22 protein-coding genes and 2 pseudogenes are annotated in these 26672 nt (G+C 64.1%); 12 read left to right on the top strand and 12 right to left on the bottom strand.

All coding sequences use genetic code 11. The annotated features are described in order from the left end of the window. Positions 1–5: 5 nt before the first annotated feature. The 7 genes and pseudogenes from H9K75_RS06640 (at position 6) to H9K75_RS06670 (ending at position 9648) form a co-directional block, all read left to right on the top strand. Positions 6–845 carry an alpha/beta hydrolase gene (locus tag H9K75_RS06640; protein WP_187725169.1) on the top strand — a complete coding sequence of 280 codons (840 nt, stop codon included), beginning with the start codon at positions 6–8 and terminating at the stop codon, positions 843–845. A 165-nt stretch (positions 846–1010) separates the two neighbouring features. Next, complete coding sequence (gene miaA, locus H9K75_RS06645; protein WP_187725170.1) at positions 1011–1991, top strand: tRNA (adenosine(37)-N6)-dimethylallyltransferase MiaA; 981 nt, start codon at positions 1011–1013, stop codon at positions 1989–1991. After that, positions 1988–2652 (top strand): annotated as a pseudogene (locus tag H9K75_RS06650) (ABC transporter ATP-binding protein). Before miaA ends, H9K75_RS06650 begins: the two are co-directional and overlap by 4 nt. Further along, entirely contained in the window at positions 2649–5231 is a 2583-nt protein-coding gene (locus H9K75_RS06655) for an ABC transporter permease (RefSeq protein WP_187725171.1), read from the top strand. Before H9K75_RS06650 ends, H9K75_RS06655 begins: the two are co-directional and overlap by 4 nt. Positions 5232–5270: 39 nt before the next feature. After that, positions 5271–6350: a PLP-dependent cysteine synthase family protein gene (locus tag H9K75_RS06660; protein WP_187725172.1), complete on the top strand. Its 1080-nt coding sequence runs from the start codon at positions 5271–5273 to the stop codon at positions 6348–6350. Between the two features lie 54 nt (positions 6351–6404). After that, positions 6405–7541 carry a lipocalin-like domain-containing protein gene (locus tag H9K75_RS06665; RefSeq protein WP_187725941.1) on the top strand — a complete coding sequence of 379 codons (1137 nt, stop codon included), beginning with the start codon at positions 6405–6407 and terminating at the stop codon, positions 7539–7541. A gap of 211 nt (positions 7542–7752) precedes the next feature. Then, positions 7753–9648, top strand: coding sequence for a PAS domain-containing hybrid sensor histidine kinase/response regulator (locus tag H9K75_RS06670; RefSeq protein ID WP_187725173.1), 1896 nt, complete (start codon positions 7753–7755; stop codon positions 9646–9648). Between the two features lie 117 nt (positions 9649–9765). Here H9K75_RS06670 and H9K75_RS06675 read toward each other — a convergent pair whose 3' ends face one another. From H9K75_RS06675 to H9K75_RS23655, 9 genes are all read right to left on the bottom strand, one after another. Further along, positions 9766–10764 (bottom strand): branched-chain amino acid ABC transporter permease, encoded by a 999-nt coding sequence (locus H9K75_RS06675; protein WP_187725174.1) that lies wholly within the window; start codon positions 10762–10764, stop codon positions 9766–9768. 15 nt (positions 10765–10779) lie between these two features. Then, complete coding sequence (locus tag H9K75_RS06680) at positions 10780–11664, bottom strand: branched-chain amino acid ABC transporter permease (RefSeq protein ID WP_187725175.1); 885 nt, start codon at positions 11662–11664, stop codon at positions 10780–10782. 37 nt (positions 11665–11701) lie between these two features. Then, positions 11702–12907: an ABC transporter substrate-binding protein gene (locus tag H9K75_RS06685; RefSeq protein WP_187725176.1), complete on the bottom strand. Its 1206-nt coding sequence runs from the start codon at positions 12905–12907 to the stop codon at positions 11702–11704. Between the two features lie 115 nt (positions 12908–13022). Further along, complete coding sequence (locus tag H9K75_RS06690) at positions 13023–14222, bottom strand: ABC transporter substrate-binding protein (RefSeq protein WP_187725177.1); 1200 nt, start codon at positions 14220–14222, stop codon at positions 13023–13025. Between the two features lie 54 nt (positions 14223–14276). Further along, positions 14277–14990: an ABC transporter ATP-binding protein gene (locus tag H9K75_RS06695; protein WP_187725178.1), complete on the bottom strand. Its 714-nt coding sequence runs from the start codon at positions 14988–14990 to the stop codon at positions 14277–14279. 97 nt (positions 14991–15087) lie between these two features. Next, positions 15088–15858, bottom strand: a complete 771-nt coding sequence (locus tag H9K75_RS06700) for an ABC transporter ATP-binding protein (RefSeq protein WP_187725179.1) — start codon at positions 15856–15858, stop codon at positions 15088–15090. A gap of 194 nt (positions 15859–16052) precedes the next feature. Beyond that, positions 16053–16604 (bottom strand): TOBE domain-containing protein, encoded by a 552-nt coding sequence (locus tag H9K75_RS06705; RefSeq protein ID WP_319016884.1) that lies wholly within the window; start codon positions 16602–16604, stop codon positions 16053–16055. Beyond that, positions 16598–16834, bottom strand: coding sequence for a winged helix-turn-helix domain-containing protein (locus H9K75_RS25030; RefSeq protein WP_319016885.1), 237 nt, complete (start codon positions 16832–16834; stop codon positions 16598–16600). Before H9K75_RS25030 ends, H9K75_RS06705 begins: the two co-directional genes overlap by 7 nt. 8 nt (positions 16835–16842) lie before the next feature. Beyond that, a complete protein-coding gene (locus H9K75_RS23655) occupies positions 16843–17073 on the bottom strand; it encodes a hypothetical protein (protein ID WP_226858801.1) in 231 nt (76 codons plus the stop codon). On the opposite strand from H9K75_RS23655, the pseudogene modA reads away from it, so the two are divergent. The 5 genes and pseudogenes from modA to H9K75_RS06730 all read left to right on the top strand — a co-directional run bounded on the left by modA (position 16981) and on the right by H9K75_RS06730 (position 22264). Next, positions 16981–17681, top strand: a pseudogene (gene modA, locus H9K75_RS06710) (molybdate ABC transporter substrate-binding protein). The gene H9K75_RS23655 and the pseudogene modA sit on opposite strands and share 93 nt — an antisense overlap. Before the next feature lie 89 nt (positions 17682–17770). Continuing rightward, a complete protein-coding gene (gene modB / locus H9K75_RS06715; RefSeq protein WP_187725180.1) occupies positions 17771–18448 on the top strand; it encodes a molybdate ABC transporter permease subunit in 678 nt (225 codons plus the stop codon). Next, a complete protein-coding gene (gene modC, locus H9K75_RS06720) occupies positions 18445–19551 on the top strand; it encodes a molybdenum ABC transporter ATP-binding protein (RefSeq protein ID WP_187725181.1) in 1107 nt (368 codons plus the stop codon). The genes modB and modC overlap by 4 nt, the downstream gene beginning before the upstream one ends. A gap of 221 nt (positions 19552–19772) precedes the next feature. Further along, complete coding sequence (locus H9K75_RS06725; protein WP_187725942.1) at positions 19773–20402, top strand: TRAP transporter small permease subunit; 630 nt, start codon at positions 19773–19775, stop codon at positions 20400–20402. Positions 20403–20422: 20 nt separating this feature from the next. Beyond that, positions 20423–22264, top strand: coding sequence for a TRAP transporter large permease (locus tag H9K75_RS06730; RefSeq protein ID WP_187725182.1), 1842 nt, complete (start codon positions 20423–20425; stop codon positions 22262–22264). Between the two features lie 171 nt (positions 22265–22435). Here the strand turns inward: H9K75_RS06730 and H9K75_RS06735 are convergent, their stop codons facing one another. The 3 genes from H9K75_RS06735 to H9K75_RS06745 form a co-directional block, all read right to left on the bottom strand. Beyond that, positions 22436–23518: a TRAP transporter substrate-binding protein gene (locus H9K75_RS06735; RefSeq protein ID WP_187725183.1), complete on the bottom strand. Its 1083-nt coding sequence runs from the start codon at positions 23516–23518 to the stop codon at positions 22436–22438. Between the two features lie 271 nt (positions 23519–23789). Next, positions 23790–25676 (bottom strand): 1-deoxy-D-xylulose-5-phosphate synthase, encoded by a 1887-nt coding sequence (gene dxs / locus H9K75_RS06740; protein WP_187725184.1) that lies wholly within the window; start codon positions 25674–25676, stop codon positions 23790–23792. A gap of 83 nt (positions 25677–25759) precedes the next feature. After that, positions 25760–26665 carry a polyprenyl synthetase family protein gene (locus H9K75_RS06745; protein ID WP_187725185.1) on the bottom strand — a complete coding sequence of 302 codons (906 nt, stop codon included), beginning with the start codon at positions 26663–26665 and terminating at the stop codon, positions 25760–25762. Positions 26666–26672: the final 7 nt, after the last annotated feature.

Below are 26672 nucleotides of genomic sequence, written 5' to 3' on the forward strand. Positions count from 1 at the left end.
CGACCATGAAAAAACGCTGGATTGTTGCCTCTTGCGCCCTCGCCACGACGGCGCTCACCACCGGTGCCGTCGCGCTCGACGCCAAGCAGCGGCAATGGATTTTCCAACCCAGTGACCGCGCCTGGGGCGGCAATCGCGACATGTCGGGGCTTGAGGACGTGTGGATTCCCCTCTCTACATCCAGGACCGGCGGCGAGAAAAAGCTGCACGCGCTGTGGATGCCTGCGGCGAGTGCCGATGCGCCAGTCATGCTGTATCTGCATGGCGCGCGCTGGAACGTCTCGGGCTCCGTGCCACGCATCCGGCGCATGCAAAGCCTCGGTTTTTCGGTGCTGGCCGTGGACTATCGAGGATTCGGGCAGAGCAGCAATGAACTGCCGTCCGAGGCCTCGGCGCTCGAGGATGCGCAGCTTGCCTGGCAGTGGCTCGCCCAACGCGCGCCGCACAGTGATCGCTACATCTTCGGTCACTCGCTCGGCGGCGCGGTCGCGATCCAGTTGGCGGCCAAGGTGCGCGACGAGCGCGGCACCATCGTCGAGGGCACGTTCACCAGCATCTCCGACGTGGTGAGCACCTTCAAATGGGGCTGGTTGCCGGTTTCTGCGCTGATCACGCAGCGCTTCGACAGCCTGAGCAAGGTGGCACAGGTCCAGTCGCCACTGCTGGTCGTGCATGGCAGCGACGACAAGCTGATTCCCGCCGATCTGGGCCGCAGACTCTATGAAGCGGCACCCGGTCCGAAACGGTTTGTGCTGGTCGAAGGCGGCACGCACCACAACACCAATTCACTGGGCATCGAGCAGTACCGCAACGGCCTGCGCGAGCTTTTTGAACTGAAGCTCTGAAATTTCGCCTGCTCCTGCCACCTGGGCGAACCAGCCTGGCGGGGCGTGAGCGCGGTATCCGGTACGACGCATTTTTCGGACGACAACACGCGGCCGATCTCCCGCTCGCTCTGGAACTGGCCTATCCCTTCTGATGAGACGCACGTGCTGATGGACAATCGGCACATGACCGATTTTTCCTCCCTGCCCTGCGTTGCCATCGCCGGGCCCACCGCTTCCGGCAAGACCGCGGCCGCGCTGCAGTTGGCGGCGAGCCTCGCGCCGGGGCTGGCGGTGGAAATCATCAGCGTCGATTCGGCGCTGGTCTATCGCGGCATGGACATCGGCACGGCCAAGCCTTCGCACGCGGAACTCGCGCAGGTGCCGCACCACCTGATCGACATTCTCGATCCGCTCGATTCCTACAGCGCCGCCGATTTCGTGCGCGACACCGAGCGACTGATCGCGGCGATCCATGCGCGCGGCGCACTGCCGGTGCTGGTTGGCGGCACCATGCTGTACTTCAAGGCGCTGATCGACGGCATCGACGACATGCCGCCCGCCGACCCCGAGGTGCGCGCGCGGCTCGACGCTCAGGCCGCCGACATCGGCTGGCCCGCCATGCATGCGCAACTCGCGAAGGTCGACCCGATCACCGCCGCGCGACTGGCGCCGGGCGACAGCCAGCGCATTCAGCGGGCTCTTGAAGTCTGGCACGTCTCGGGCCAGCCGCTGTCGAGCTTTCACTCGCGCTCATCGAACAGGAATTCCTCCAGCCTGCTGGCGGCTGACGCGCTCTATTCCCTTGAACCCGACAACCGAGCGTGGCTGCACGAGCGCATCGCTCAACGCTTTCACGCCATGCTGGACAGCGGTTTTCTCGACGAGATGCACAGGCTGCGCGCGCGCGGCGATCTGCATTCCGATCTGCCGTCGATGCGCTGCGTCGGCTACCGCCAGGCATGGGAATCACTCGATGGCACGCAGCCGATGTCCACGCTCGCGGAACGCGGAATCGCCGCGACCCGGCAGCTCGCCAAACGCCAGATCACCTGGTTGCGCAGCATGCCGGAGCGGCATGTCGTGGCCTGCGACCAGCCGCATGCGGCCAGCACGCTCGTCGCTGCCATCGGCCAGCGCATTCGCGCCTCGGGGCTTCTCGCATGACGGCGCCGCTGATGCAGTTGCGCGGCCTGACCAAGCGCTACGGTGAGTCGGTGGTGTTCGGCGACGTGGACATGGACGTGCACCCGGGCGAATTCATCGCCGTGGTGGGTGAGTCCGGCGTCGGAAAGTCCACGCTGCTCAACTGCATGGCGGGGCTCGATACTTGGGACGCGGGCACGGTCACGCATCGCGGCGCCGACCTTGGAGCCATGGACGACAAGGCCCGCGCGATCTGGCGGCGCAGCCACGTGGGCTTCGTCTTTCAGGCCTTCCACGTGCTGCCGCATCTGGACGTCGCGCAGAACGTCGCACTGCCGCTGATGCTGCTTGAGCACAACGATGCGGCACGCGTGCGCGCGATGCTGCAATCGGTCGGCCTGGGCGAGATGGGCGCGCGCCTGCCGCAGGAACTGTCTGGCGGGCAGTTGCAGCGCGTGGCGATTGCCCGCGCTCTGGTGCACAAACCGCCACTGCTGCTTGCGGACGAACCCACGGGCAACCTCGACCCGAGACCGCCGCGCGCGTCATGGATCTGCTGATCGCGCAGACCCGCGAGCACGGCGCGGCGCTGGTGCTGGTCACGCACTCCGAGAATGCCGCTGCGCGCGCCGATCGCATGCTGCGGCTCACGGCCACCGGAATGCGGCAGCAGCGGCCATGATCACGGCGCTGCTTCGCACCGTCGTCTGGCAGAACGTTCGCCACCATCCGTGGCGCACCTTGGCGGCGGTGGTTGCGGTGATGCTGGGCGTCGCGCTCGGGCTGTCGGTGCAGTTGATCAACGCCTCGGCACTCACCGAATTCTCGCGCGCCGTGCGCAGCGTGCAAGGGCAACCCGATCTCGAACTGAGCGCAGCGCACGGCAGCCTGCCCGAGTCACTGTATGGCGTGGTTGCCACGCAGCCCTCCGTCGCGCTCGCCAGCCCCTGGCTCGATATTTCGGCGCTTGCCCGACGGGTTGATCGAGCGCCGAATGAAAACGTCGCATTGCGCGTGCTCGGCACCGACACGCTGAGCGTCGCCGCCATGGCTCCTGCGCTCACACCGCGCGCGGCCGAGGGTGCGGACCGGCTCGCCATCGTCGCGCCCGACACGGTGTTTCTCAATGTCGCCGCGCTCAAGGCCCTCGACATAGCCGACGCCGAATTGCCGCGCGCATACCTGCACCTGCAAAGCGGCGCTACACAGCGGCGCGTGCAGATCGCGGGCACGATTGCCGCGCCCGGCGCGCCCACCGCCGTCATGGACATCGGCGCGGCGCAGGATTTCTTCGCGCGCGCGGGCGAGCTGAGCCGCATCGATCTGCAGTTGCGCGAGGGCCTTGATCTCGCGAAGCTGCGGCGTGATTGGCAGTCGCTGCCAGGCTGGCCCGGCAATGTCTTGATCAGTGCTCCGGGCGACACCAACGAGCGCGTGGGCAACCTCTCGCGCGCCTATCGCGTGAACCTCACGGTGCTCGCGCTCGTGGCGCTGTTCACGGGTGCGTTCCTGGTCTACTCTGTGCTGGCCCTGGGCGTCGCGCAGCGCGCGCCGCAACTCGCGCTGATCGCGGTGCTCGGCGTGACGCCGCAGCAGCGGCGCGTGCTGGTGCTGGCCGAAGCGGGCCTGATCGGCGTGATCGGAAGCGTGCTGGGCGTGGCGTTGGGTGCGGCGCTGGCGGCGCTCGCGCTCAGGCTGCTCGGAGGCGATCTGGGCGGCGGCTATTTCGCCGGCGTGCAGCCGCAGCTGCAATGGAGCGGCGCCACGGCCTGCATCTATGGCCTGCTCGGCGTGATGGCGGCGCTCGTTGGCGGCTGGTGGCCCGCGCGCCAGGCCTTGGCGCTGCCGCCCGCGCAAACGCTCAAGGGCCTGGGTGCCATGACGCGCGCGCCGCACAAACCCTGGCTGGGTCTTGCGCTGCTCGTCGCGAGCGCGGCGCTCGCGAGCGTGCCACCGGTTCAGGGCATTCCGGTCGCCGCCTATGTGGCCGTGGGCCTGCTGCTGATCGGCGGCATCGCCCTGTTGCCATGGATTGTTCAGGGACTGCTGCGGCTCGCGCTGCCACTCGCGCGCACGCGTGTGCTGCCTTTGTTGACCGCCGAGCGCGCGCACCGCATGCGCGGCGTTGCCGCCGTGGCGGTGGGCGGTGTCGTCGCGAGCCTGAGTCTTGCGGTTGCGCTCACGGCCATGGTCAGCAGCTTTCGCGCGTCGGTCAGTCAATGGCTGGAAACCGTGGTGCCCGCACCCCTGTATGTGCGGGCCGCTGGTTTGCCATCGGGCGACGACGCCGCGATCTTCTCGTCCGCCCAGATACGCGCCATCTCCCGACTCGGGGACGTCGAGCGTCTACAGGCCCAACGCGTGAGCAGCCTGCGCCTGAGCGCGACGCAGGCGCCGCTCACGCTGATTGCCAAACCGATTGCCGGCTCACGCGTCGAAGCGGCGCTTCCTCTGGTGAGCGCGCCACTCGAAGCTCGGTCGGGGACGATCCCGGTCTATGTCAGCGAGGCCGTTCAGGCACTCTACGGAGTGCATGTGGGCGACGAATGGCCCGAGCTGTCGCGCGCGCTGCAACCCCAGGCAGGCAGCGCGGACCCGCAGGCTTCGACCCGCTTTTTCGTCGCGGGCATCTGGCGCGATTACGTCAGGCAGTTTGGTGCCGTCGTGATCGACGCCGCCGACTACGCACGCATCACGGGTGACGCGCGCACCAGCGATCTCGCGATCTGGCCCGGTGCGAACACGGACCCGGTTTCCCTTCAACGGCAGATCGGCGAGGCCGTGCCCGGCAGCGCGCTCGACTTCACCACGTCGGGCGCGATTCGCGCGCGTTCCCTCGCCATCTTTGACCGCACGTTTGCGGTGACCTACTGGTTGCAGATCGTCGCCATCGCCATCGGACTGTTCGGGGTCGCGGCCAGCTTCAGCGCGCAAGTGCTCGCGCGGCGCAAGGAGTTCGGACTGCTTGCGCACTTGGGCCTCACGCGCGCCCAGATTCTTGGCGTGGTCGCGGGCGAAGGCGCGGCATGGACGAGCATCGGCGCCATTGCGGGAACCACGCTCGGCATTGCGGTGTCGGCGGTGCTCATCTTCGTCGTGAATCCCCAGAGTTTTCACTGGACCATGGACCTGCACCTGCCATGGCCGCGCCTCGCGCTACTGGCCCTTGCGCTCATTGCTGCGGGCACGCTCACGGCCTGGATCGCGGGTCGCGCGGCGGCAGGAAAATCCGCCGTTCTGGCCGTCAAGGAAGACTGGTAAATTCGCGAACCTGCCTCACCGCTGCCACAATCACCGGCCATGGAACACCGCAACCCACCCCTTTCCTGCACTCCCTCGGACTGGCTGCACAACGCCATCGCGCGCATCGAAGCCGATTACCAGCGCAGCGCCGACACGCACATGATTCCGCTGCCGATGCCGGCGTTTGCCGGGCACGGCATCGACCTGTATCTCAAGGACGAATCGACGCACCCGAGCGGCAGCCTCAAGCACCGGCTGGCGCGTTCGCTGTTTCTGTATGCCCTGTGCAATGGCTGGCTGCACGAGCATTCGACCGTGGTGGAAGCATCGAGCGGCTCGACCGCCGTGAGCGAGGCCTATTTCGCGCGCCTGCTCGGGCTGCCTTTCGTCGCGGTGATGCCGCGCAGCACCTCTGCCGAGAAGATTGCGTTGATCGAGTTCTATGGCGGACGCTGCCATTTCGTGGATTCCGCGGGCGAGGTCTACGATGCGGCGCGCACGGTGGCGAGCGAGACCGGCGGCCACTACATGGACCAGTTCACCTATGCCGAGCGCGCCACCGACTGGCGCGGCAACAACAATATCGCCGAGAGCATGTTCTCGCAGATGCAGCGCGAGCGCCATCCCGTGCCGCGTTGGATCGTCGTGGGCGCAGGCACCGGCGGCACGAGCGCGACCATCGGCCGGTACGTGCGCTTTCAACGCCATGCCACCGAACTCTGCGTGGCCGATCCAGCGGGCTCGGTGTTTGCGGCATACCACCGCACGGGCGACAAGACGCTGACCGCACCCGGTTCGCGCATCGAGGGCATTGGCCGTCCACGCGTGGAGCCGAGCTTCATCCGCACGCTGGTCGATCGCATGGAAGAAGTGAAGGATGTGGACTCCATCGCCGCAATGCGCGGGCTCAGCGCAATGCTCGGGCGACGCGTGGGGCCATCGACCGGCACGAATTTCGTCGCCATGCTGCGGCTTGCGAGCGAAATGCGCGATGCGGGTCAGCAGGGCTCGATTCTCTCGCTGCTGTGCGACGCGGGAGAACGCTATCTGCCCACGTATTTCAACGACGACTGGGTGCGCGAGTGCATGGGTGAATGCGATTCGGCAGGCCAGCGTCTCGACGCCCTGATGGCGTGATGGCCTGAACCCGTGCGGCCCGCAGCAAGCCTCGCCCTGAGCCGCCGCGACTGGATGGCGTTTGCCGCACGCGTGCTCGGGGCCGCTGCGATGCCCTTGTTGGCGGTCGCGCCCGCGCTGGCCCTGGCCCCAAGGCGGCTGGAATTCCCGCGCGACCACGGCAGCCACCCGGAGCTGCAGACCGAGTGGTGGTACATCACGGGCCATGCGCGTAGCGGTGCAGGCGCAAAAGAAGAGGCAGCGCGGGAGTTCGGATTTCAGGTCACGTTCTTTCGTTCGCGGGTCGCGGCGACGCAGCAGATGCGCTCCGGATTCGCCGCGCGCCAGCTCATTTTCGCGCACGCTGCCGTCACCGATCTCACGGGGCGCAAGCAGTACCACGACCAGCGCATCGCGCGCGCGGGCTTCGGCATCGCGCAGGCATCGGAGAGCGACTGCGATGTCCGGCTGCGCGACTGGACGCTGGCGCGATCCACGCCCGCCACCCAACAGGACGCCGCGGCGCACAGCGTCTTCACGACCGCCATCCGCGCGCGCGAATTTGAACTGAACCTGACGCTGGCCGGCACCCAGCCGCTGCTGCTCCAAGGCGCTCAAGGTCTTTCCCGCAAGGGACCCGATGCCGATCAGGCGAGCTACTACTACAGCGTGCCGCAGCTTTCGGTGGGCGGCGACATCGTGGTCGGGGGCGTGCGTCACCGCATCGACGCGCGCCACGACGATCCGCGCATCAACCGTGCGTGGATGGACCATGAATGGAGCGAGGCGCTGATGCACCCCGAGGCCGTTGGCTGGGACTGGATCGGCATGAACCTGTTCGATGGCTCGGCGCTCACCGCGTTCCGGCTGCGCCGCGCCGATGGCAGTGCGCTGTGGGCCGGTGGTTCATGGCGCGGACCGGACGCGGGCACGCCGCGCAGCTTCGGCGCGAGCGAAGTCCGGTTCGAGCCACAGCGCCATTGGCAGAGCCCGCGCGACAAGGCGCGCTACCCGGTCGAATGGCAGGTTGCCACGCCGGTCGGCCGCTTCAAGGTGAGTGCCCTGCTCGACGACCAGGAACTCGACAGCACGGGCTCGACCGGCGCCGTGTACTGGGAAGGCCTCTGCGATCTGCTGGACGGTGCTGGCCAGCGGGTCGGTCGCGGTTACCTGGAGATGACGGGCTATGCAGGCGGCATCCGTCTGAACTAGGGCCGCGCGTGGCCAGCGCTTCACCCCTCTTTTGAGGACATTCCATAGCCGTAACCAATTTGAAAAGTTGTAGCGATAGAATTGCAACCTGCTTGTCTTCCTACCGTCGGCAGGTTTCGCCCTCAACGCACAGCGTGCACACACCGAAGCCCGTCTTCGAAAGCCAGTCAGTCCCATGCACGATCCCGTTCTCCGCGTTTTGGCCGAGACCATGAAACAGTCTCGCATCGCACACGCGCTGCTGGACGCAAGCAACGGCGATGCGATCTCCCACAACGAGGCGCTGAAGGCTGTCATCCATGAGCATCCAGACCTCGCGGCTCGCATTGGCGAGCACGCGATGCGTTGTTCCGCGCAGGGCTGCCGCGTCGATTATGTACACGCGCCCTCCTCGCTTCGCCTGGAGTTTGTACCCATCACGGGCGAGCGCGCCGAGGTGCTCGCCATACAACTGATTGCGGCATCCACAGGTGCGGCGCGTGTCGAGCGCGAAGACGCCGACACCCGAATGCAGCACCAGTTCAAGCGCGCGCTCGGTGCCATCGCTGCCAATGCATGGATGTGCACACCCACGGGCGAGGCGTTCTGGGCCCAGCAAACGCTGCAAAGCGCGATTGCACATCCGCAACAGCCCGCGGGCGATGCGCCGGCCTGCAACGCCTCCGCCATGTTCCACCCCGACGATCTGCCGGCTGCGAACAAGCTGTTCACACAGGCCCTGCACGACGGCGTGGCACGCGCGTTCCGTTATCGCGTGCGTCGCGATGACGCAAGCTACCGCTGGCATCAGGCGCAGTACGCGCCGATCCGTGGTGACGATGGCTCCATCGCCTATTGGGTAGGCGCTGGCTTCGACATCCAGTCGTTTGTCGAATCCGAGGAAAGCCTGATCGCGCAGATCGAGGCGCAGAAGGCCGAACACAGCAACGACAAGCGGCTGCTGCGCGATGCCAACAACCTGCTCGCGAGCACGCAGAAGATGGCGGTGGTCTCGCGACTCGCGGGCGGCGTGGCGCACGATCTGAACAACATGCTGTTCATCATGGGCATGAACGCGGAGCTGCTGTACAAGAATCTGCAGCATCCGATCTTCAAGGACTATGCCGACGGCATTCGCGCCAACGTCAAGAAGGCCGCGCGGCTGTCGTCGCAGCTCATGGGCTTCAGCGGCCGCAAGCCGCAGAGCATGGCAGCGGTCGAGCCGAAAAAGCTCATGTCCGAGCTGCATGATCTGCTGGAAAAGGCCGTGGGAGCCGAGACCTCTCTGGCGATTTGCGTCGAGGAGGATGCGGGCACCGTGCTGGTGGACCGGATGTACCTCGAGAATTCGCTGATCAATCTCGCGATCAATGCGCGCGACGCGGTCGCGGGGCGCGGCTCGATCACACTGTCGATTGCCAATGAGCGCGTGCGGCGTGGCGACGTGGATCGCGACTACGTGACGTTCCGCATGCACGACGACGGCATGGGCATGTCGCAGGAAGTGCAGGAGCGCATCTTCGAGCCCTTCTTCACCACCAAGGCGCCCGACAAAGGCACGGGACTCGGGCTTCCGATGGTGAAGAACTTTGTCGAGAATTCGGGCGGTTTTCTGGAGGTGAAAACCGTCGAGAACGTGGGCACGACGATCTCGATATATCTGCCGCGATCCAACCTCTGCGCAGCCGCCGACTCCGCAGCGCCTGCCGCCGTGGTCGAGGTCGGCAACGAGTCGCTGCTCATCATCGACGACGATTCGGGCGTGCGCAATGCACTGGCCAATGCGCTGCATGATGCGGGTTACCAGAACATCACCACCGCGTACAACTCCGAGTACGCCATCGGCTTCCTGAGCAATGGCCTCAAGGCCGACGTCATCATCTCCGACGTGCGAATGCCCGGCAAGATGACGACCGCGCAGTTTCTCGGCAAGCTGCAGGAGATCGGGGCCGATGTCCCGGTGATCTTCGTGACCGGTTATTCGGAGGATGTGGTGATCGAACACGGCCTGGTCGATGGCCGCCACCCCGTGCTGTTCAAGCCCTACACGCTCGAGGAACTGTTCGCGAGCATTCGGGACTGCGTGAAGAAACCGAGCAAGGCGGCGAGCACGCTATCGACTGCCTGAGGCCGCTTGCCTAATGGCGATGCGGTGGCGATGCGGTGGCGATGCGGTGCCTGAAAAAAAGATCCGGAGCCCATCGGTTCAACGGGCTCCGGATCGTGCACACACCTCGGTCTCTCTTCAGTGCGCCTTCCCGCCCGAGCGGCGACGATCCAGCCAGGCGATCAGCTCGCCCATCAATCCCTTGCGGAATGCGAGCACGCAGACCACGAAGATCAGGCCGGTGACGATGGTGACCGACTCACCGAGCGTGTTGAACCAGTCGATGCCGGTCGTGCGCGCGAGGAACGAACCGAAGTCGCCGATCTTGTTTTCGAGCATCACCACCACGGCCGAACCGACAATCGGGCCGGACAGCGTGCCGAGGCCCCCCACGAGCGTCATCAGCACGACGTGACCCGAGGAGGTCCAGTGCACGTCGGAGAGCGTGGCAAAGCCCAGCACCAGCGTCTTGAGCGAACCCGCGAGACCCGCGATGGCAGCCGAGATCACGAACGCCAGCAGCTTGAAGCGGTTGGTGTCGTAGCCCAGCGAAATCGCGCGCGGTTCGTTCTCCTTGATGCCCTTGAGCACCTGCCCGAACGGCGAGTGGATCGTGCGCACGATCACGAGGAACGCGAGCACCACGACGACCAGACACACGTAGTACATGGTCAGGTCGCTTTGCAGATCGATCAGGCCGAACAGCTTGCCGCGTGGCACGCCCTGCAGGCCGTCTTCGCCGCCGGTGAATGGCAGTTGCAGGCAGGCGAAGTACAGCATCTGCGCGAGCGCCAGCGTGATCATCGTCGCGTAGATGCCTTGGCGGCGAATCGCGAAAAAGCCCATCACCAGTCCGAGCACGGCACCGGTGACCAGGCCGAGCAGCAGACCGATTTCAGGTGTCACGCCCCAGACCTTGATGGACTGGCCCGTGATGTAGGCCGCGCCGCCCAGAAACGCCGCGTGGCCGAACGACAGCAGGCCGGTGTAGCCGAGCAGCAGATTGAAGGCAGAGGCAAACAACGCGAACGTCATCAGCTTCATGACGAACACCGGATAGGCACCGGCAAACGGGGCAATGATCAGGCCGAGCAAAAGAAGGCCATAACCGATCGGAGCAAATTTCTTCGTATTCATGTGACAGTGCCCCTCTTATTTCTCTTTGCCGAACAGGCCGGCGGGGCGGATGAGCAGAACGATGGCCATGATGACGAACACCACGGTGGACGAGGCTTCCGGATAGAACACCTTGGTGAGCCCTTCGATCACACCGAGACCGAGACCCGTGAGGATGGAGCCCATGATCGAGCCCATGCCACCGATCACGACCACGGCGAACACCACGATGATGAGGTTCTGCCCCATGAGCGGAGTCACCTGATACACCGGCGCGGCGAGCACCCCGGCAAACGCGGCGAGCGCGGCGCCAAACGCGTAGGTCAACGTGATCATCACCGGCACGTTGACGCCAAAGGCCTCAACGAGTCGCGGATTTTCCGTGCCGGCACGCAGGTAGGCGCCGAGCTTGGTCTTCTCGATCACATACCAGGTCGCAAGGCACACGATGATCGACGCCACCACCACCCAGGCGCGGTAGTTGGGCAGCATCATGAAGCCAAGATTGGTGGCGCCTTCAAGCAGTTCGGGCGTGTCGTAGCCGAGGCCCGACACACCGTAGATCGAACGGAACACGCCTTCGATGATCAGCGTGAGTCCGAGCGTGAGCAGCAGTCCGTAGAGGTGATCGAGCTTGTAGATCCAGCGCAGCATCGTGCGCTCGATCACCACGCCTAGCAACCCGACAATCAGCGGAGCCACAATCAGCATCACCCAGTAGTTGATGCCGAAGTAGTTCATGGCCATCCAGGTGAGCAGCGCCCCAAGCATGAACAGCGCGCCGTGCGCGAAGTTGATCACGTTGAGCAGGCCGAAGATCACGGCCAGACCCAGACTGAGGATCGCATAGAACGAGCCATTGACCAGCCCCAGAAGGAGCTGGCTCAGCATGGCTGGTAGAGAAACACCAAAGATTTCCATGGGTAGCAAAAGTTAGAGGTTCAGCCCGGCCGCCGGGTCACTTCCAGAGAGCGCACTTGCTCTCGGCCTTGGTTGCGAACACCTGTTCGCCCGGCAGCTTCTTGACGAGCTTGTAATAGTCCCAGGTGCCCTTCGATTCCGATGGAGCCTTCACCTGCATGAGGTACATGTCATGCACGTAGCGGCCATCGGGGCGCAGCACGCCCGAGCCGAAGAAGTCGTTCATCTTCATGCCGCGCCAGGCCTCCATCACCTTGTCGGCGTCGGTGGACTTGGCGGCCTCCACGGCCTTCAGGTAATTCATGGTGGCCGAGTAATCGGCCGCCTGAATTTCCGTGGGGCGGCGCTGTGTCTTGGCCATGAACTTGTCGGCGAACTTGCGTGTCTCGTCGTTCAGGTCCCAGTACCAGCTCGTGGTGAATTGCAGGCCTTCGGTGGTCTTCAGGCCCAGGCTGTGGATGTCGCTGTAGAAAACCAGCAGCGCTGCGAGCTTCATCGACTTGCCGATGCCGAATTCCTTGGCAGCCTTGATCGAATTGATCGTGTCGCCACCGGCATTCGCGAGACCGAGCACCTGCGCCTTGGAGTTCTGCGCCTGTAGCAGGAACGAGGAGAAGTCCGAGGCGTTCAGCGGATGACGCACCGCGCCAAGCACGGTGCCGCCCTTGGCCTTGATGACCGCAGAGGTGTCGGCCTCGAGCGCGTGTCCGAAGGCGTAGTCCGCCGTCAGGAAGAACCAGCTCTTGCCGCCCGAATCCACCACTGCCGCACCCGTGCCCTTGGCCAGCGCCACAGTGTCGTATGCGTAGTGAACGGTATACGGTGTGCACTGTTCGTTGGTCAGCGCCGAGGTCGCGGCGCCATTGTTGATCATCACGCGCTTCTTTTCCTGCGCGACCTTGGCGAGCGCCAGAGCCGTGCCGGAGTTCGTGCCACTGAAGATCATCGTCAGGCCCTGGGTGTCGATCCACTCACGGGCCTTGGATGCGGCGATGTCTGCCTTGTTCTGGTGATCGACGGTCATCAGCTCGATGGGCATGCCCAGCACCTTGCCGCCGAAATCATCAATCGCCATCTGGATGGCCACGCCGCCGTTCTTGCCCTCCACGTCCGCATAGAGGCTCGACATGTCGGTGATGAGACCGATCTTGACTTTCTGCTCCTGCGCGAGCGCGGCCTGCGAACACAGGCCCGCGGCTGCGAGCGTGATTGCCAATGCTGTGAACTTGCTCTTCCTCTGCATGTCGTGTCTCCTGATGGTTTTTTGAGTGAGGGGCGAAACGGGTGATGACCGACGACCGGATGACCACGGCAAGGCGCGTGTGGCGCCCAGCCGCTTCTTCTTCATCCTGCCTTGATTACTTCCACAGCGTGCACTTGGAATCGGCCTTGGTGGTCCAGACCGTATCGGCAGGCAGTGTCTGCAGCACGTTCAGGTAGTCCCATGGCTTCTTGGATTCGGACTGCTTCTTCACTTCGACGAGGTACATGTCGTGCGCGAAGCGGCCATCCGGGCGGATCATGCCCTTGCCGTAGAAGTCGCTGATCGGCGTGCTCTTGAGGTGCGCCATGACCTTGTCGGCATCGGTGGTCTTCACGGCCTGCACGGCCTTCAGATAGGTCATCGTCGCGGAGTAATCGGCCGCATGGATGTCGGTCGGCATGCGCTTGGTCTTGTCGAAGAACTTCTTGGAGAACGCGCGCGATGCGTCATCCTTGTCCCAGTACCAGCTCGTGGTGTGCAGCAGGCCTTCGGTGTTCTTCAGACCCAGCGAGTGGATGTCCGACAGGAACACCAGCAGACCGGCGGTCTTCATGCTCTTGTTGATGCCGAATTCCTTGGCCGCCTTCACCGAGTTGATGAAGTCGCCGCCCGCGTTCGCGAGACCCAGCACCTGGGCCTTGGAGTTCTGCGCCTGCAGCAGGAAGGACGAGAAGTCCGATGCATTCAAGGGGTGACGCACCGAGCCGACAATCGTGCCACCCTTGGCCTTGATGACGGCAGACGTGTCGGCTTCGAGCGAGTGACCGAAGGCGTAGTCGGCCGTCAGAAAGAACCAGCTCTTGCCGCCGCGCTCGACCACCGCACCGCCAGTGCCCTTGGCCAGCGCCACGGTGTCATATGCATAGTGCACGGTGTAGGGGCTGCACTGCTCGTTGGTCAGCGCGGCAGAGCCCGCGCCGTTGTTGAAGTACACGCGCTTCTTTTCCTGCGCCACCTTGGCTGCGGCCAGCGCCGTGCCGGAGTTGGTGCCGCCAAACAGCATGGTCACGCCAGCGGTGTCCACCCACTCGCGCGCCTTGGACGCGGCGATGTCGGCCTTGTTCTGGTGGTCGGCAGACACCAGCTCGATCGGCTGGCCCAGCACCTTGCCACCGAAATCGTCGATGGCCATCTGGATGGCGACCGCACCGTTCTTGCCTTCCACGTCAGCGTAGAGGCTGGACATGTCGGTAATGAAGCCGATCTTCACCTTTTCTTGGGCATGGACTGCGGATGCAGATGCCAAGCCCACCACACCCATTGCGCACACGAGTGCCTTGAGAGTTGCCTTCATTACGTAGCTCCTTTGACGTTCGAAATTTGAATTTTTTGAGTCGCGATGACCGACTCACACACCCAGCAGCTCGTTGAGCACGGGCATCTTGGCTTCCAGCTCGCTTGCGCCGAAGCGCTCGACGATCTGGCCATGTTCCATCACGTAGAAACGATCCGCCAGCGGCGCGGCAAAACGGAAGTTCTGCTCGACCATGACGATCGTGTATCCCTTCTGGCGCAGCATGATGATCATGCGGGCCAGAGCCTGCACGATGACCGGAGCCAGACCTTCGGAAATTTCATCGAGCAGCAGCAGGTTCGCGCCGGTTCGCAGGATGCGCGCGACCGCCAGCATCTGCTGCTCGCCACCCGAAAGGCGCGTGCCCTGGCTGTTGCGACGTTCCGCCAGATTCGGGAACATCGCGTAGATCTCGTCGACCGACATGCCCTTGGTGCCGGTCTTCAGCGCCGGTGGCAGCATCAGGTTCTCTTCGGTCGAAAGACTCGAAAAGATCCCGCGCTCCTCGGGGCAATAACCGATGCCGAGATGCGCGATCCGGTACGTCGGCATGCCGATGGTCTCGATGCCGTTGATCTTCACCGAGCCCTTGCGCGCCCCCGTGAGACCCATGATGGCGCGCATCGTCGACGTGCGGCCCGCACCATTGCGACCCAGCAACGTGACCACCTCGCCGGGCTGCACGACCATGTCGACGCCGTGCAGCACGTGCGATTCGCCGTACCAGGCCTCAAGGCCCTTGATTTCCAATGCAGGCGTGCTACTCATTTCGGCAATTCCGTATTTTTCTTTTCGTGCGCGGCGCGCAGGCTCGGCCCGGCCACGGGTGTGATCGCGAAGCGACTCGTCAGGAGGTGCTTCATGGTCAGTGCGCTCCCTGCAGCTCTACGTCGGTCGTGCCCATGTAGGCTTCCATCACCTGCGGATTCCTCGACACTTCCTCATACGGGCCTTCGGCCAGAATCGCGCCGCGCTGCAGCACGGTGATCCGGTCGGCAATCGTGGAGACCACCTTCATGTTGTGCTCCACCATCAGGATCGTGCGACCCGCCGACACCTTCTTGATGAGCTGCGTGACCCGGTCCACGTCCTCGTGGCCCATGCCCTGCGTGGGTTCGTCGAGCAGCATCAGCTCGGGCTCCATGGCCAGCGTGGTGGCGATCTCAAGCGCCCGCTTGCGGCCATAGGGCAGGTTGACGGTGACCTCGTCGGCCATGTCCGCGAGCCCCACTTCGGCCAGCAACTGGATGGCGCGGCCATTCAACTGGTCGAGGCTCTTCTCGCTTTGCCAGAAGTGGTAGGAATTGCCGAGCTGGCGCTGCAGGCCAAGGCGCACGTTCTCCATCAGCGTCAGATGCGGAAACACGGCCGAGATCTGGAACGAGCGGATCACGCCGCGTCGCGCAATCTGCGCGGGCGGCTCGCGGGTGATGTCCTGACCATTGAACTTGATCGTGCCCGACGTGGGCTCAAGAAACTTGGTCAGCAGGTTGAAGCAAGTGGTCTTGCCCGCGCCATTGGGGCCGATCAACGCATGGATCGAGCCGCGACGCACAGACAGGTTCACATCGCTGACAGCGGTGAAGCCCTTGAATTCCTTGGTGAGGTGGGATGTTTCCAGAATGAAGTCGCTCATGGCAACCGGTGCAGACGATGCCATTTCGCGGCATCGCACACCATCGTCTCCTTCGGTAATGTTGCACCGCATCCTAGGGGTGCATTCCGTTTGGAGGAACTGGTGGAAATGCCTATGTATTTACGCCTATGCGGAAAACACCGCGTTGACCGGCCTTTCCACAACTATCCGGTGCAGGAGTGGGCATTCGCGCCTCAATCAAGCGCCAACACGATGGCAGACTCATCCACCTTCAATACCACACGGGAGCGCACACGCAGCCCCTCGCCCGGCGCCGAAAAACCCACAATCTGCAAGGTCGCGCCCAGCGCTGCGGTGATCTCGTCGCCGAGCGAGCCACGCGAAATGCGCGTGACGGAACCATTCCAGGCATTGAAACCGTCGGCATCGACGGCTGTGTCTTTACTGTCACGAACTGCGCGTACGGCGGTTGCCTTACACAAGGCTTGCACGCGAATACCCGTGCGCAATCCCAGTAATTCCGCGCTTTCCAGCGTGATGCGCGAACGCACCCGGAAGGCTTCGGACGCCTCGGCGCGCAGGTGCACGCGCACCAGATGCCCCTGCACCTCGATGCCGGTCACGACGCAGGGCCATTGGTTGCGCATGCTGGTGCGAATGGCCAGCCGCGCAGCGGTACCCGCGGGCAGATCGGTGTGCGGCTGCATGTTCTGCACGGCACTCGCGCGCGCCGACTGAAGCGCATGCGCGGCGCTCAGCAACTGCCTGCCGGCCTCGGTCAGCACCGCCCGCCACCACCACGCCCGCCAACCGCGCGCGCAAGCAGCGCCACGCCCGAAAGATTGGTCAGCGTGTCCACGGCCTGCCAGGCGGCCTTGTAGCTCACGCCCACGGCGCGCGCGGCCTTGGAGATCGAGCCCAGCTCGTCGATCTGGCGCAGGATGTCGATGCGCCGGTCGGTCTGCACATGACCGAGTGCTTCGACGAACGAGGGCTCACGTGGTTTTCGTTGCATGGCAGACATCATGCCGCGTCTTGCATATACTTACCGCTATTCAACAATGGAATAACGATCAAGGATTCAGCATGACGACCGAGCGCACGCGCACCACCTTCTCCCTCAGGATTGTTGCTGCGCCTGCCGCGCTGGCGCTGGCCCTGCTGCCTGCGGCGCATGCCGGTGAGGTCGCGGTGGCGGTAGCCGCCAATTTCACCGCGCCCATGCACAAGCTCGCCGCGATGTTCGAGAAGCAAAGTGGCGACAAGGTGGTGGTCTCGACTGGCGCGACCGGCAAGTTCTACGCGCAGATCGTCAACGGTGCGCCATTCGACGTGCTGCTCGCAGCCGACGACACGACCCCGAGAAGCTCGAAAAGGAAGACAAGGCCGTCAAGGATACGCGCTACACCTATGCCGTCGGCAAGCTGGTGCTCTGGAGCCCGCGTGACAACTATGTGGATGGCGAGGGCAAGGTGCTCGGCAGCGACTTCACCCACATCTCCATCGCCAACCCCAAGCTCGCACCCTACGGCGCGGCCGCCATGGAGACGCTGGACAAGCTCAGGCTCACCGAACGCATCACGCCGCGCATCGTGACCGGCGAGAACATCGGCCAGACCTTCCAGTTCGTCGCCACCGGCAATGCGGCGCTGGGCTTCGTCGCGCTGTCGCAGGTGATGATGGACGGCAAGGTGAGCAAGGGCTCGTACTGGATCGTGCCGGAGACCATGCACGAGCCGATTCGCCAGGATGCCATCCTGCTCAACAAGGGCGCAGACAACGCGACGGCCAAGGCCTTGCTTCAATTCCTGAAAAGCGACGAGGCGCGCGCGGTCATCAAGACCTACGGCTACGGCTTCTGAATCGGGAGCCCAGGCGCCGAATGAACCCGATGGTGGATACTGCGCGGCAGCCCTGACTGCGCCCCGCCCTCTCTCGCGATGAACCAGTAATGCATTTCACCGCCGAAAACTGGCAAGCCGTGCTGCTCACGCTGCGGCTCGCCGGACTCACCACCCTGCTGCTGCTCGTTCTGTGCACCCCGCTGGCGTGGTGGCTCGCACACACCCGATCACCGCTGCGCTCGCCGATCTCGGCCGTGGTCGCGTTGCCGCTGGTGCTGCCGCCCACGGTGATCGGCTTCTACCTGCTGATCCTGCTGGGACCGCAGGGCTTTGTCGGTCAGACCATGCAATCGATGGGCATGAAGCTGCTGCCATTCAGCTTCAACGGCCTGTTGATCGGCTCGCTCATCTACTCCCTGCCGTTTGCCGTTCAACCGCTGCAACGCGCATTCGAGGCGCTGGGCCGTCGCCCTATGGAAGTCGCTGCCACGCTGGGCGCCGCGCCGCTCGACCGCTTTTTCAGCGTCGCCTTTCCGATGGCACGCACCGGTTTTCTCACGGCGGCGGTCATGACGTTCGCGCATACCGTCGGTGAATTCGGCGTGGTGCTGATGCTCGGCGGCAACATCCCGGGCCAGACGCGGGTGGTTTCCGTGCAGATCTACGACCACGTCGAGGCACTGGAATACGCGCAGGCCCACTGGCTTGCGGCCGGCATGCTGGTGTTCTCGTTCATCGTGCTGCTGTCGATTCATCTGTTGCAACGCCCGCAGCCGCGCTCATGAACAGCCACGACACCCCCGCCTCCAACGAACGGCGTCTTCGGGCACGGTTTCAACTGGCGCGCGCTAATTTCGGCCTGGACGTCGATCTGGATTTGCCGGGCCATGGCGTGACCGCGCTGTTCGGCCCGTCAGGCTGCGGCAAGACTACGTGCCTGCGCGCCATGGCCGGTCTTGAGCGCGCGCAGGGCAGCATGCGCGTGAACGACGAGGCCTGGCAGGACGACGCGCGCGGCCTCTGGATGCCCACGCACAAACGCCGACTCGGCTATGTGTTTCAGGAAGCCAGCCTGTTTCCACACCTGAGCGTGCGGCAGAACATCGAGTACGGCATGCGCCGCACCCCCGCGCCCGAACGCAAGGTGGCGCTCGAGCAGGCCGTGGAACTGCTCGGCATCGCGGCGCTGATGGACCGCCGCCCCGACACGCTCTCGGGCGGTGAGCGCCAGCGCGTGGCGATTGCCCGCGCGCTGGCGGCCAGCCCGCAACTGCTGCTGATGGACGAGCCACTGGCCGCGCTCGACGCCCAGCGCAAGCTCGAGGTCCTGCCCTATCTCGACCGCCTGCATCGGTCGCTCGACATTCCGGTGATCTACGTGAGCCACTCCCCGGACGAGGTTGCGCGACTGGCCACGCACATGGTGTTGATGGACGCGGGCCGGGTCATCGCAAACGGTGCGACGCAATCCCTGATGTCGCGCCTCGACCTGCCGCTCGCGCATGGAGACACCGCGAGCGCGCTGATCCGCGCTGCGGTGCTGAGCCACGACCCGGCGGACCAGTTGCTCACGCTCGAGAGCGCCGCCGGGCTGCTGCACCTGCCGACCGCACGACCGCACGCCATCGGCGAAACCCTGACGCTGCGCGTGATGGCCCGCGAGGTGAGCCTTTCGCGAGCGCCACTGCAAGACAGCAGCGTACTCAATTCACTGACGGCGCGCATCAGCGCGATCACGCCGGAAGGCCCGGGGCAGGTGCTGGTGAGCCTCGACGCATCGGGCGTCACGCTGCTCGCGCGCATCACGAGCCGCTCCTGCCGGCAGCTTGCGCTTGCGGTCGGCGATACGGTTCATGCACACATCAAGGCCGTGCTGCTGCTGGATTGACCCAAATATTTCAGGGCATTGGGCAAGCCGAAGCCGTTGCGTCACTGACAGACGATGTCCGGTGTTCTGTGCAGAACTACCTAGGGGAATGCACTGTCATGTCCCGTCACCCCAGCACCTAGACTGCTCACTACAATTGCGATCCGCGTGACCCGGTCATCCGCACCTCTGATCGAGGAGGAATGTCCGTGCTCGACGCCCAAGCCTTTCCCGGAGAACAAATGCAGGCTTTACTTGCCCTATCCCGAGCCATCGACCGGCTCAACGCCTTCATCGGCAAATACTCGATCTGGCTGATCTTTGCCGCAACCTTCGTGAGTGCCGTGAACGCGGTCGTCCGGAAAGTCTTCGACTACAGTTCGAACGGCTTTCTCGAAGTCCAGTGGTATCTCTTCGCCTGGTCATTTTTGATCGCCGCCGGCTACACGCTGCTGCATCGCGAGCATGTGCGCATCGACGTGATCAACAGCCGCCTGTCCAAGAAGACCCAAGTCTGGATCGACATCATCGGCTTCGCCTTTTTCCTCACGCCACTGTGCCTCACGATTCTGTACCTGAGCTGGCCGGTGGTCATGCAGATGTACAACTCGGGCGAAATGTCGGGCAACCCGGGCGGCCTGATCCGCTGGCCCGTGTGGGCCGCGATCCCGGTCGGCATCACCCTGCTGCTGCTGCAGGGCATCTCCGAACTCATCAAGCGCATTGCCTTCCTGACCGGCGACGGCCCCGATCCGATGGGCAAGCTCTCCGACAAGAGCGCCGAAGAGGAGCTTGCCGAGGCGCTGCGCGCCGAGGCCGAGCGCAAGGAAGCCGAAGCCGCGGCCGCCATGGCGGCTCCTGCAAAACGATAACGACAGCGGGAGTCTGACGAATGGAATTCATTACAACGAACTACGCCCCGATCATGTTTGCGGGGTTGATCGCGTTTCTGCTGCTGGGTTTCCCGGTGGCATTCAGCCTCGGCGCCGCCGGCCTTGCCTTCGGTTTTCTGGGTATCGAACTCGGCGTGTTCCCCTCCTCGGTGATGGCATGGCTGCCGCAGCGCCTCATCGGCATCATGGCCAACGACACCTTGCTGGCCGTGCCGTTCTTCACGCTCATGGGCCTGATCATGGAGCGAAGCGGCATGGCCGAGGACCTGCTCGACACGGTGGGCCAGGTGTTCGGCCCGCTGCGCGGCGGCCTCGCGCTCGCCGTGATCTTCGTCGGTGCCTTGCTCGCGGCGACCACCGGCGTGGTCGCCGCTTCGGTGATCTCGATGGGTCTGATCTCGCTGCCCATCATGCTGCGCTACGGTTATGACCGTCCGCTGTCCGCTGGCGTGATTGCCGCATCGGGAACGCTCGCGCAGATCATTCCACCATCGCTCGTCCTGATCCTGATGGCCGACCAACTCGGCAAGAGCGTTGGCGACATGTACAAGGGCGCGTTCATTCCCGGCTTCATGCTGATGGGCATGTATGTGCTGTGGGTGGTGATTCTCGCCATCTTCAAGCCGCAGGCCGTGCCAGCACTGCCACCCGAGGCCCGCATCTACCGCGAAGAAAATGGCAACGCAGGCTACACCTCGCTTGCCGTGGTGATGCTGGTCTCGACGGGCGTGGCGATTTTCCTCGCATCCCACATGGCCGACGTGCACACCTGGTGGCAAGGCAAGGAAGTGCTGGACGTTCCGACCGACGAGAAGGTCGTCACCGCGATGTGCGGAGGCACCTTCATAGCGTTCGTGATCGCGAGCCTGAACAAGGTCTTCAAGCTCGGCCTGCTCTCCAAACTGGCCGAACGCGTGACCTTCGTGCTGATCCCTCCGCTGCTGCTGATCTTCCTCGTGCTCGGCACGATTTTCCTTGGCATCGCAACACCGACAGAAGGCGGCGCGATGGGCGCGATGGCGGCACTCGTCATGGGCTTCGCGCGCAAGCGCCTCAACATGAAGCTGCTCAAGCAGGCGTTGGCATCGACCACCAAGCTCGCGAGCTTCGTCATGTTCATCATGATCGGCGCAACCACGTTCAGCCTGGTGTTCCAGGCGGCCGACGGCCCCAAGTGGGTCGAGCATCTGCTGACCGGGCTGCCCGGCGGCCAGATCGGCTTCCTGATCGTGGTGAACCTCATGATCTTCTTCCTGGCCTTCTTCCTCGACTACTTCGAGCTGTCGTTCATCGTCGTGCCGCTGCTCGGCCCGGTGGCCGACAAGATGGGCATCGACCTGATCTGGTTCGGCGTGCTGCTGGCGGTGAACATGCAGACCTCGTTCATGCACCCACCGTTCGGCTTCGCGCTGTTTTTCCTGCGCTCCGTCGCACCGGACAAGCCTTATGTGGATCGCATCACGCACAAGGTCATCCAGCCCGTCACCACGATGCAGATCTACAAGGGCGCGATTCCCTTCGTGCTGATCCAGTTGATCATGGTGGGCGTGCTGATCGCGTTCCCGGGCATCGTGACGGGAGCGCTCGACAAGGTCGAAAAGGTCGACATGAATGCCGTCGGCACGGAGATGCTGCAGCAACTCGACAACAACGAGGGCTATGGCAGCGACGAGCCGACACCCGCCAGCGAGCCCGCCGAAAGCCCGGCGCCCGATGCCTCCGACCCAACAGCCGAACCAGCCGCTGGCGAGCCTTCTGCGGCTCCTGCCGACGGCGGTTACGGCTCCGACGATCCCATGAAAGCCTTGCAGGACGCGGCGGGTGCAAGCCAGGCCAAATAAGGTATCCGGTCAATCAGGCCCACTCTTCCAACAAAGCCGGACAGCGCACGCTGCCCGGCTTTTTGTTTGCCCAAGCCAAACGGATGGGCGCCGAACAACAATGATCATCCCAACAAAAAAACGCGGCCTAAGCCGCGTTTTTGTTGAAGTCAGATGTGTGCTGAAGGCCAATCAGATCTTCACCGAGTTCATGTACTGGTTGAACGGGAACTCCGAGAAACGGTTCCACAAGATCTGGTCGCGCTGGAAGGCGCGCATGTCCTGGTGGATCTTCTTGAACTCGGGCGACTTGCCTTCGTGCTCGGCAAACACTTCCATCGAGGCCTTGAAGCCTGCGTCCATCACGGCCTTCGGGAATGCCTTCAACTGGGTCTTGTTGGCCACGAGGCGCTTGATGGCGATCGGGTTCACGGTCTGGTACTTGGCGGTCATGTCCGCCGCAGCCCAGCGGGTTGCGGCTTCGAGGATGGCCTTGTTTTCCGGCGACAAAGCGTCGAACTTCTTGCGGTTGACGAAGAACTCCAGATCGGCGGAGCCTTCCCACCAGCCGGGGTAGTAGTAGTAGGGAGCGACCTTGTTGAAGCCGAGCTTTTCATCGTCGTAAGGACCGACGAATTCCACGGCGTCGAGCGTGCCCTTTTCCAGAGCCTGGTAGACGTCACCGGCAGGCATGTTCTGACCGACCACGCCCAGCTTGGCCATCGCCTCGCCGAACACACCGCCGCCCAGGCGCATCTTCAGGCCCTTGAGGTCGGCCACGCCCTTGATTTCCTTGCGATACCAGCCGCCCATCTGGGTGGTGGTGTTGCCAGCGCTGAAGGTGCGGAAGTTGTACTTCTCGAAGAACGCATCCAGCAGCTTGCGGCCATTGCCGTGGTCCTTCCAGGCGTTCATCTGCAGCGTGGTCAGGCCGAAGGGCACCGCACAGCTGAACGCGAAGATCGGATCCTTGCCGGTGAAGTAGTAGGCAGCCGACTCGGCCATGTCGATGGTGTCGGCCTGCAGCGCATCCACCACGCCGAAGGCGGGCATCAGTTCGCCAGCAGGGTGAACGGAAATTTCAAACTTTCCGCCCGACATGGCCTTGGCGACGGCAGCCATCTTTTCCGCGCTGCCGAAGATCGTGTCCAGCGATTTGGGAAAGCTCGATGCCAGACGCCAGCGCACGGCGGCCTGCGCGTGGACGGCGGGGGCAACACCCGCTGCGAGCACGCCAGCGATACCGGCCTGCTTGATGATGGAACGACGATCCATGGATTTCTCTCCGAACTGTGTAGTTGCGTTGATAAGGTCAACAACGTGATGACTGGTCATAGTCACATCACGTATTGCGCTCGACCAATGTAGACGATTGCTGACGTGATATGCGTGCGCCGATTCTAAAAAAATTGTCATGCAACTCCGCAGCGGGTTTTCCCCTGCGTGTGGTACTTGGGCCCCACCCATTCAGGGCATGACATGGAGCGCACGCAAAAAAGCCCGCAGCCGGTTCAGCCTGCGGGCCTTGAGGAGGAAAGCTCGTGGCTCAGGCCACCTTGGACGACGCCTGGCGCGCGCCGAAACGCTTCTCTATGGATGCCTGAATACCTTGCGCATCCAGCCCCTGCAGCGACAGCAGCTTGGCCGGGTCGCCATGCTCGATGAACACGTCGGGCAGGCCCAGTTGCAGCACCGGGCGCAGCACGCCTGCGGCGTTGAGCGCCTCGGTCACGGCACTGCCCGCGCCGCCCATGATGCTGCCCTCTTCCACGGTGACCAGTTCGTCATGGGAGGCGGCGATTCGCAACAGCAATTCGGTATCGATCGGCTTGGCCCAGCGCATGTTGACGACGCTCGCATCGAGCGCCTCGGCCGCCTCGAGCGCCGGATACAGCAGGCTGCCGAATGCCAGAATCGCTAGCCGCCGCTTGCCCTCGCGGCGCACTTCGCCCTTGCCAAACGGCAGGCCATCCAGCTCGGCGAGCGGCGCCACGCCAACGCCCGAGCCGCGCGGATAACGCACCGCGACCGGATGGTCCTGCTCATACGCTGTGGTGAGCAGTTGCCGCAATTCACGTTCGTCGGCGGGGCACGCCATGCTCATGTTGGGAACGCAGCGCACGAACGAGATGTCGTACGCGCCCGCATGCGTCGCGCCATCCGCACCGACGAGCCCCGCGCGATCCAGCGCGAACACCACCGGCAGGTTCTGCAGCGCCACGTCGTGAATCAACTGGTCGTAGGCGCGTTGCAGGAAGGTCGAATAAATCGCGACCACGGGCTTGACGCCCTCACAGGCCATGCCGCCCGCGAAGGTCACCGCGTGCTGCTCGGCAATGCCGACGTCGTAATAACGCGTGGGAAATTTGCGTTCGAACTCAACCATGCCCGAGCCTTCACGCATCGCCGGCGTGATGCCCACGAGGCGCTCATCCTTGGCCGCCATGTCGCACAGCCATTGGCCGAACACCTGGGTGAAGGTCTGCCTGGGCGGCGTGGCCGGTTTGACCAGGCCCACTGCCGGATCGAATTTGCCCGGGCCGTGGTAGGCCACCGGGTCGGCCTCGGCGAGCTTGTAGCCCTGGCCTTTTTTGGTGACGACGTGCAGGAACTGCGGGCCTTTGAGGCTCTTGATGTTTTCAAGTGTCGGGATCAACGAGTCGAGATCATGACCATCGATCGGGCCGATGTAGTTGAATCCGAACTTCTCGAACAGCGTGGCGGGAACCACCATGCCCTTGGCCTGCTGCTCCAGACGCTTGGCAAGTTCGAGCAAAGGCGGCACGGGCTTGAGCACCTGCTTGCCGACGTCGCGCGCCTTGGTGTAGAACTGGCCGCTCATCAACTGCGCCAGATAACGGTTGAGCGCACCGACGGGCGGGCTGATGCTCATGTCGTTGTCGTTCAGGATGACCAGCAGGTTCGCGTCGGCCACGCCCGCGTTGTTCAGCGCCTCGAACGCCATGCCCGCCGTCATCGCACCATCGCCGATCACGGCAATACCGAAGCGGTTTTCGCCCTTCTGGCGCGCCGCGAGCGCCATGCCGAGCGCGGCGGAAATGCTGGTGCTGGAATGCGCCGTGCCGAAGGTGTCGTATTCGCTCTCGGCGCGGTTCGGAAAGCCCGCGAGTCCACCCAACTGGCGCAGCGTGGACATGCGGTCGCGGCGACCCGTGAGAATCTTGTGCGGATAGGACTGGTGGCCCACGTCCCAGACGATGCGGTCGGCGGGCGTGTTGAACACCTTGTGCAGCGCCACCGTCAGTTCCACCGTGCCGAGGTTGGAAGACAGATGCCCGCCCGTCCTGGAAACGCTCTCCAGCACGAACGCCCGCAGTTCATTGGCAAGCGTCTTGAGTTCCGCGCGCGACAACCGACGCAGATCGGCCGGGTCGTTCACGGTCGTCAACAGGGGATAGGAGTTCGTGGACATAGTGGGGGTCTTCTCGCCTGCCTCGACCCGCGTGGCACGCACGGGCTGATTCGGCCTGTTATCTGCTCGTTATATTCGGTTCATCAATGGCTGCGGCGCACCAGTGCATCGGCCAGTGCCGTCAATGCGCGTGTATCGGCGAGGCCCGACTGCGCGAGCGCTGCATGCGCCTTCGCGCGCAACTCCTCGGCCAACTGCTGCGCGCGTTCGAGGCCCAGCAGCGACACATAGGTCGGCTTGTCGCTCGCGGCATCCTTGCCGGCGGTCTTGCCCAGCGTCTGCGAATCGGCCACGACGTCGAGAATGTCGTCGACCACCTGAAACGCGAGCCCAATGATCGCACCATATTCCAGCAGGGCCTTGCGCGCCGCAGGCGTGGTGTCGGCACACGCGGCGCCCATCATCACGCAGGCCTGGAGCAGCGCTCCGGTCTTCAGGCGATGCATGCGGCTCAACTGGTCTTCGGTGAGTGCCTTGCCCACGCTCGCAAGATCGATGGCCTGCCCGCCCGCCATGCCCTCCGCACCGGCGGCGCGTGCCAGCAAACGGCACAACGTGGCCTGCATGGCCGGGGGCACGCCTTCATCGGGCGTCAGAAATTCAAACGCGAGCGCTTGCAGCGCATCACCGGCAAGCAGGGCCTCGGCCTCGCCAAACCGGACATGCACCGTCGGCTTGCCCCGGCGCAGCACGTCGTTGTCCATGCAGGGCATGTCGTCATGCACGAGCGAATACGCATGGATCAGTTCCGCCGCACAGGCCGCGCGCAGCGCCGCATCGCGCAGACCCTGCACGGCATCGGCCGCCGCGAGCACGAGCAACGGGCGCAGGCGCTTGCCGCCATCGAGCACGGCATAGCGCATCGACTCACCCAGACCCGCAGGCGCGTCCGCGCTCACCCAGCGCGAGAGACAGTCTTCCACCTCGGCGAGGCGCGTGGCTTGCCACGTCTTGAAATCGAAATCAGCGGCTTGCACTACGGAATCCATCGCTGCA

The organism is Diaphorobacter aerolatus (assembly GCF_014489535.1).
Classification (GTDB): domain Bacteria; phylum Pseudomonadota; class Gammaproteobacteria; order Burkholderiales; family Burkholderiaceae_C; genus Diaphorobacter_A; species Diaphorobacter_A aerolatus.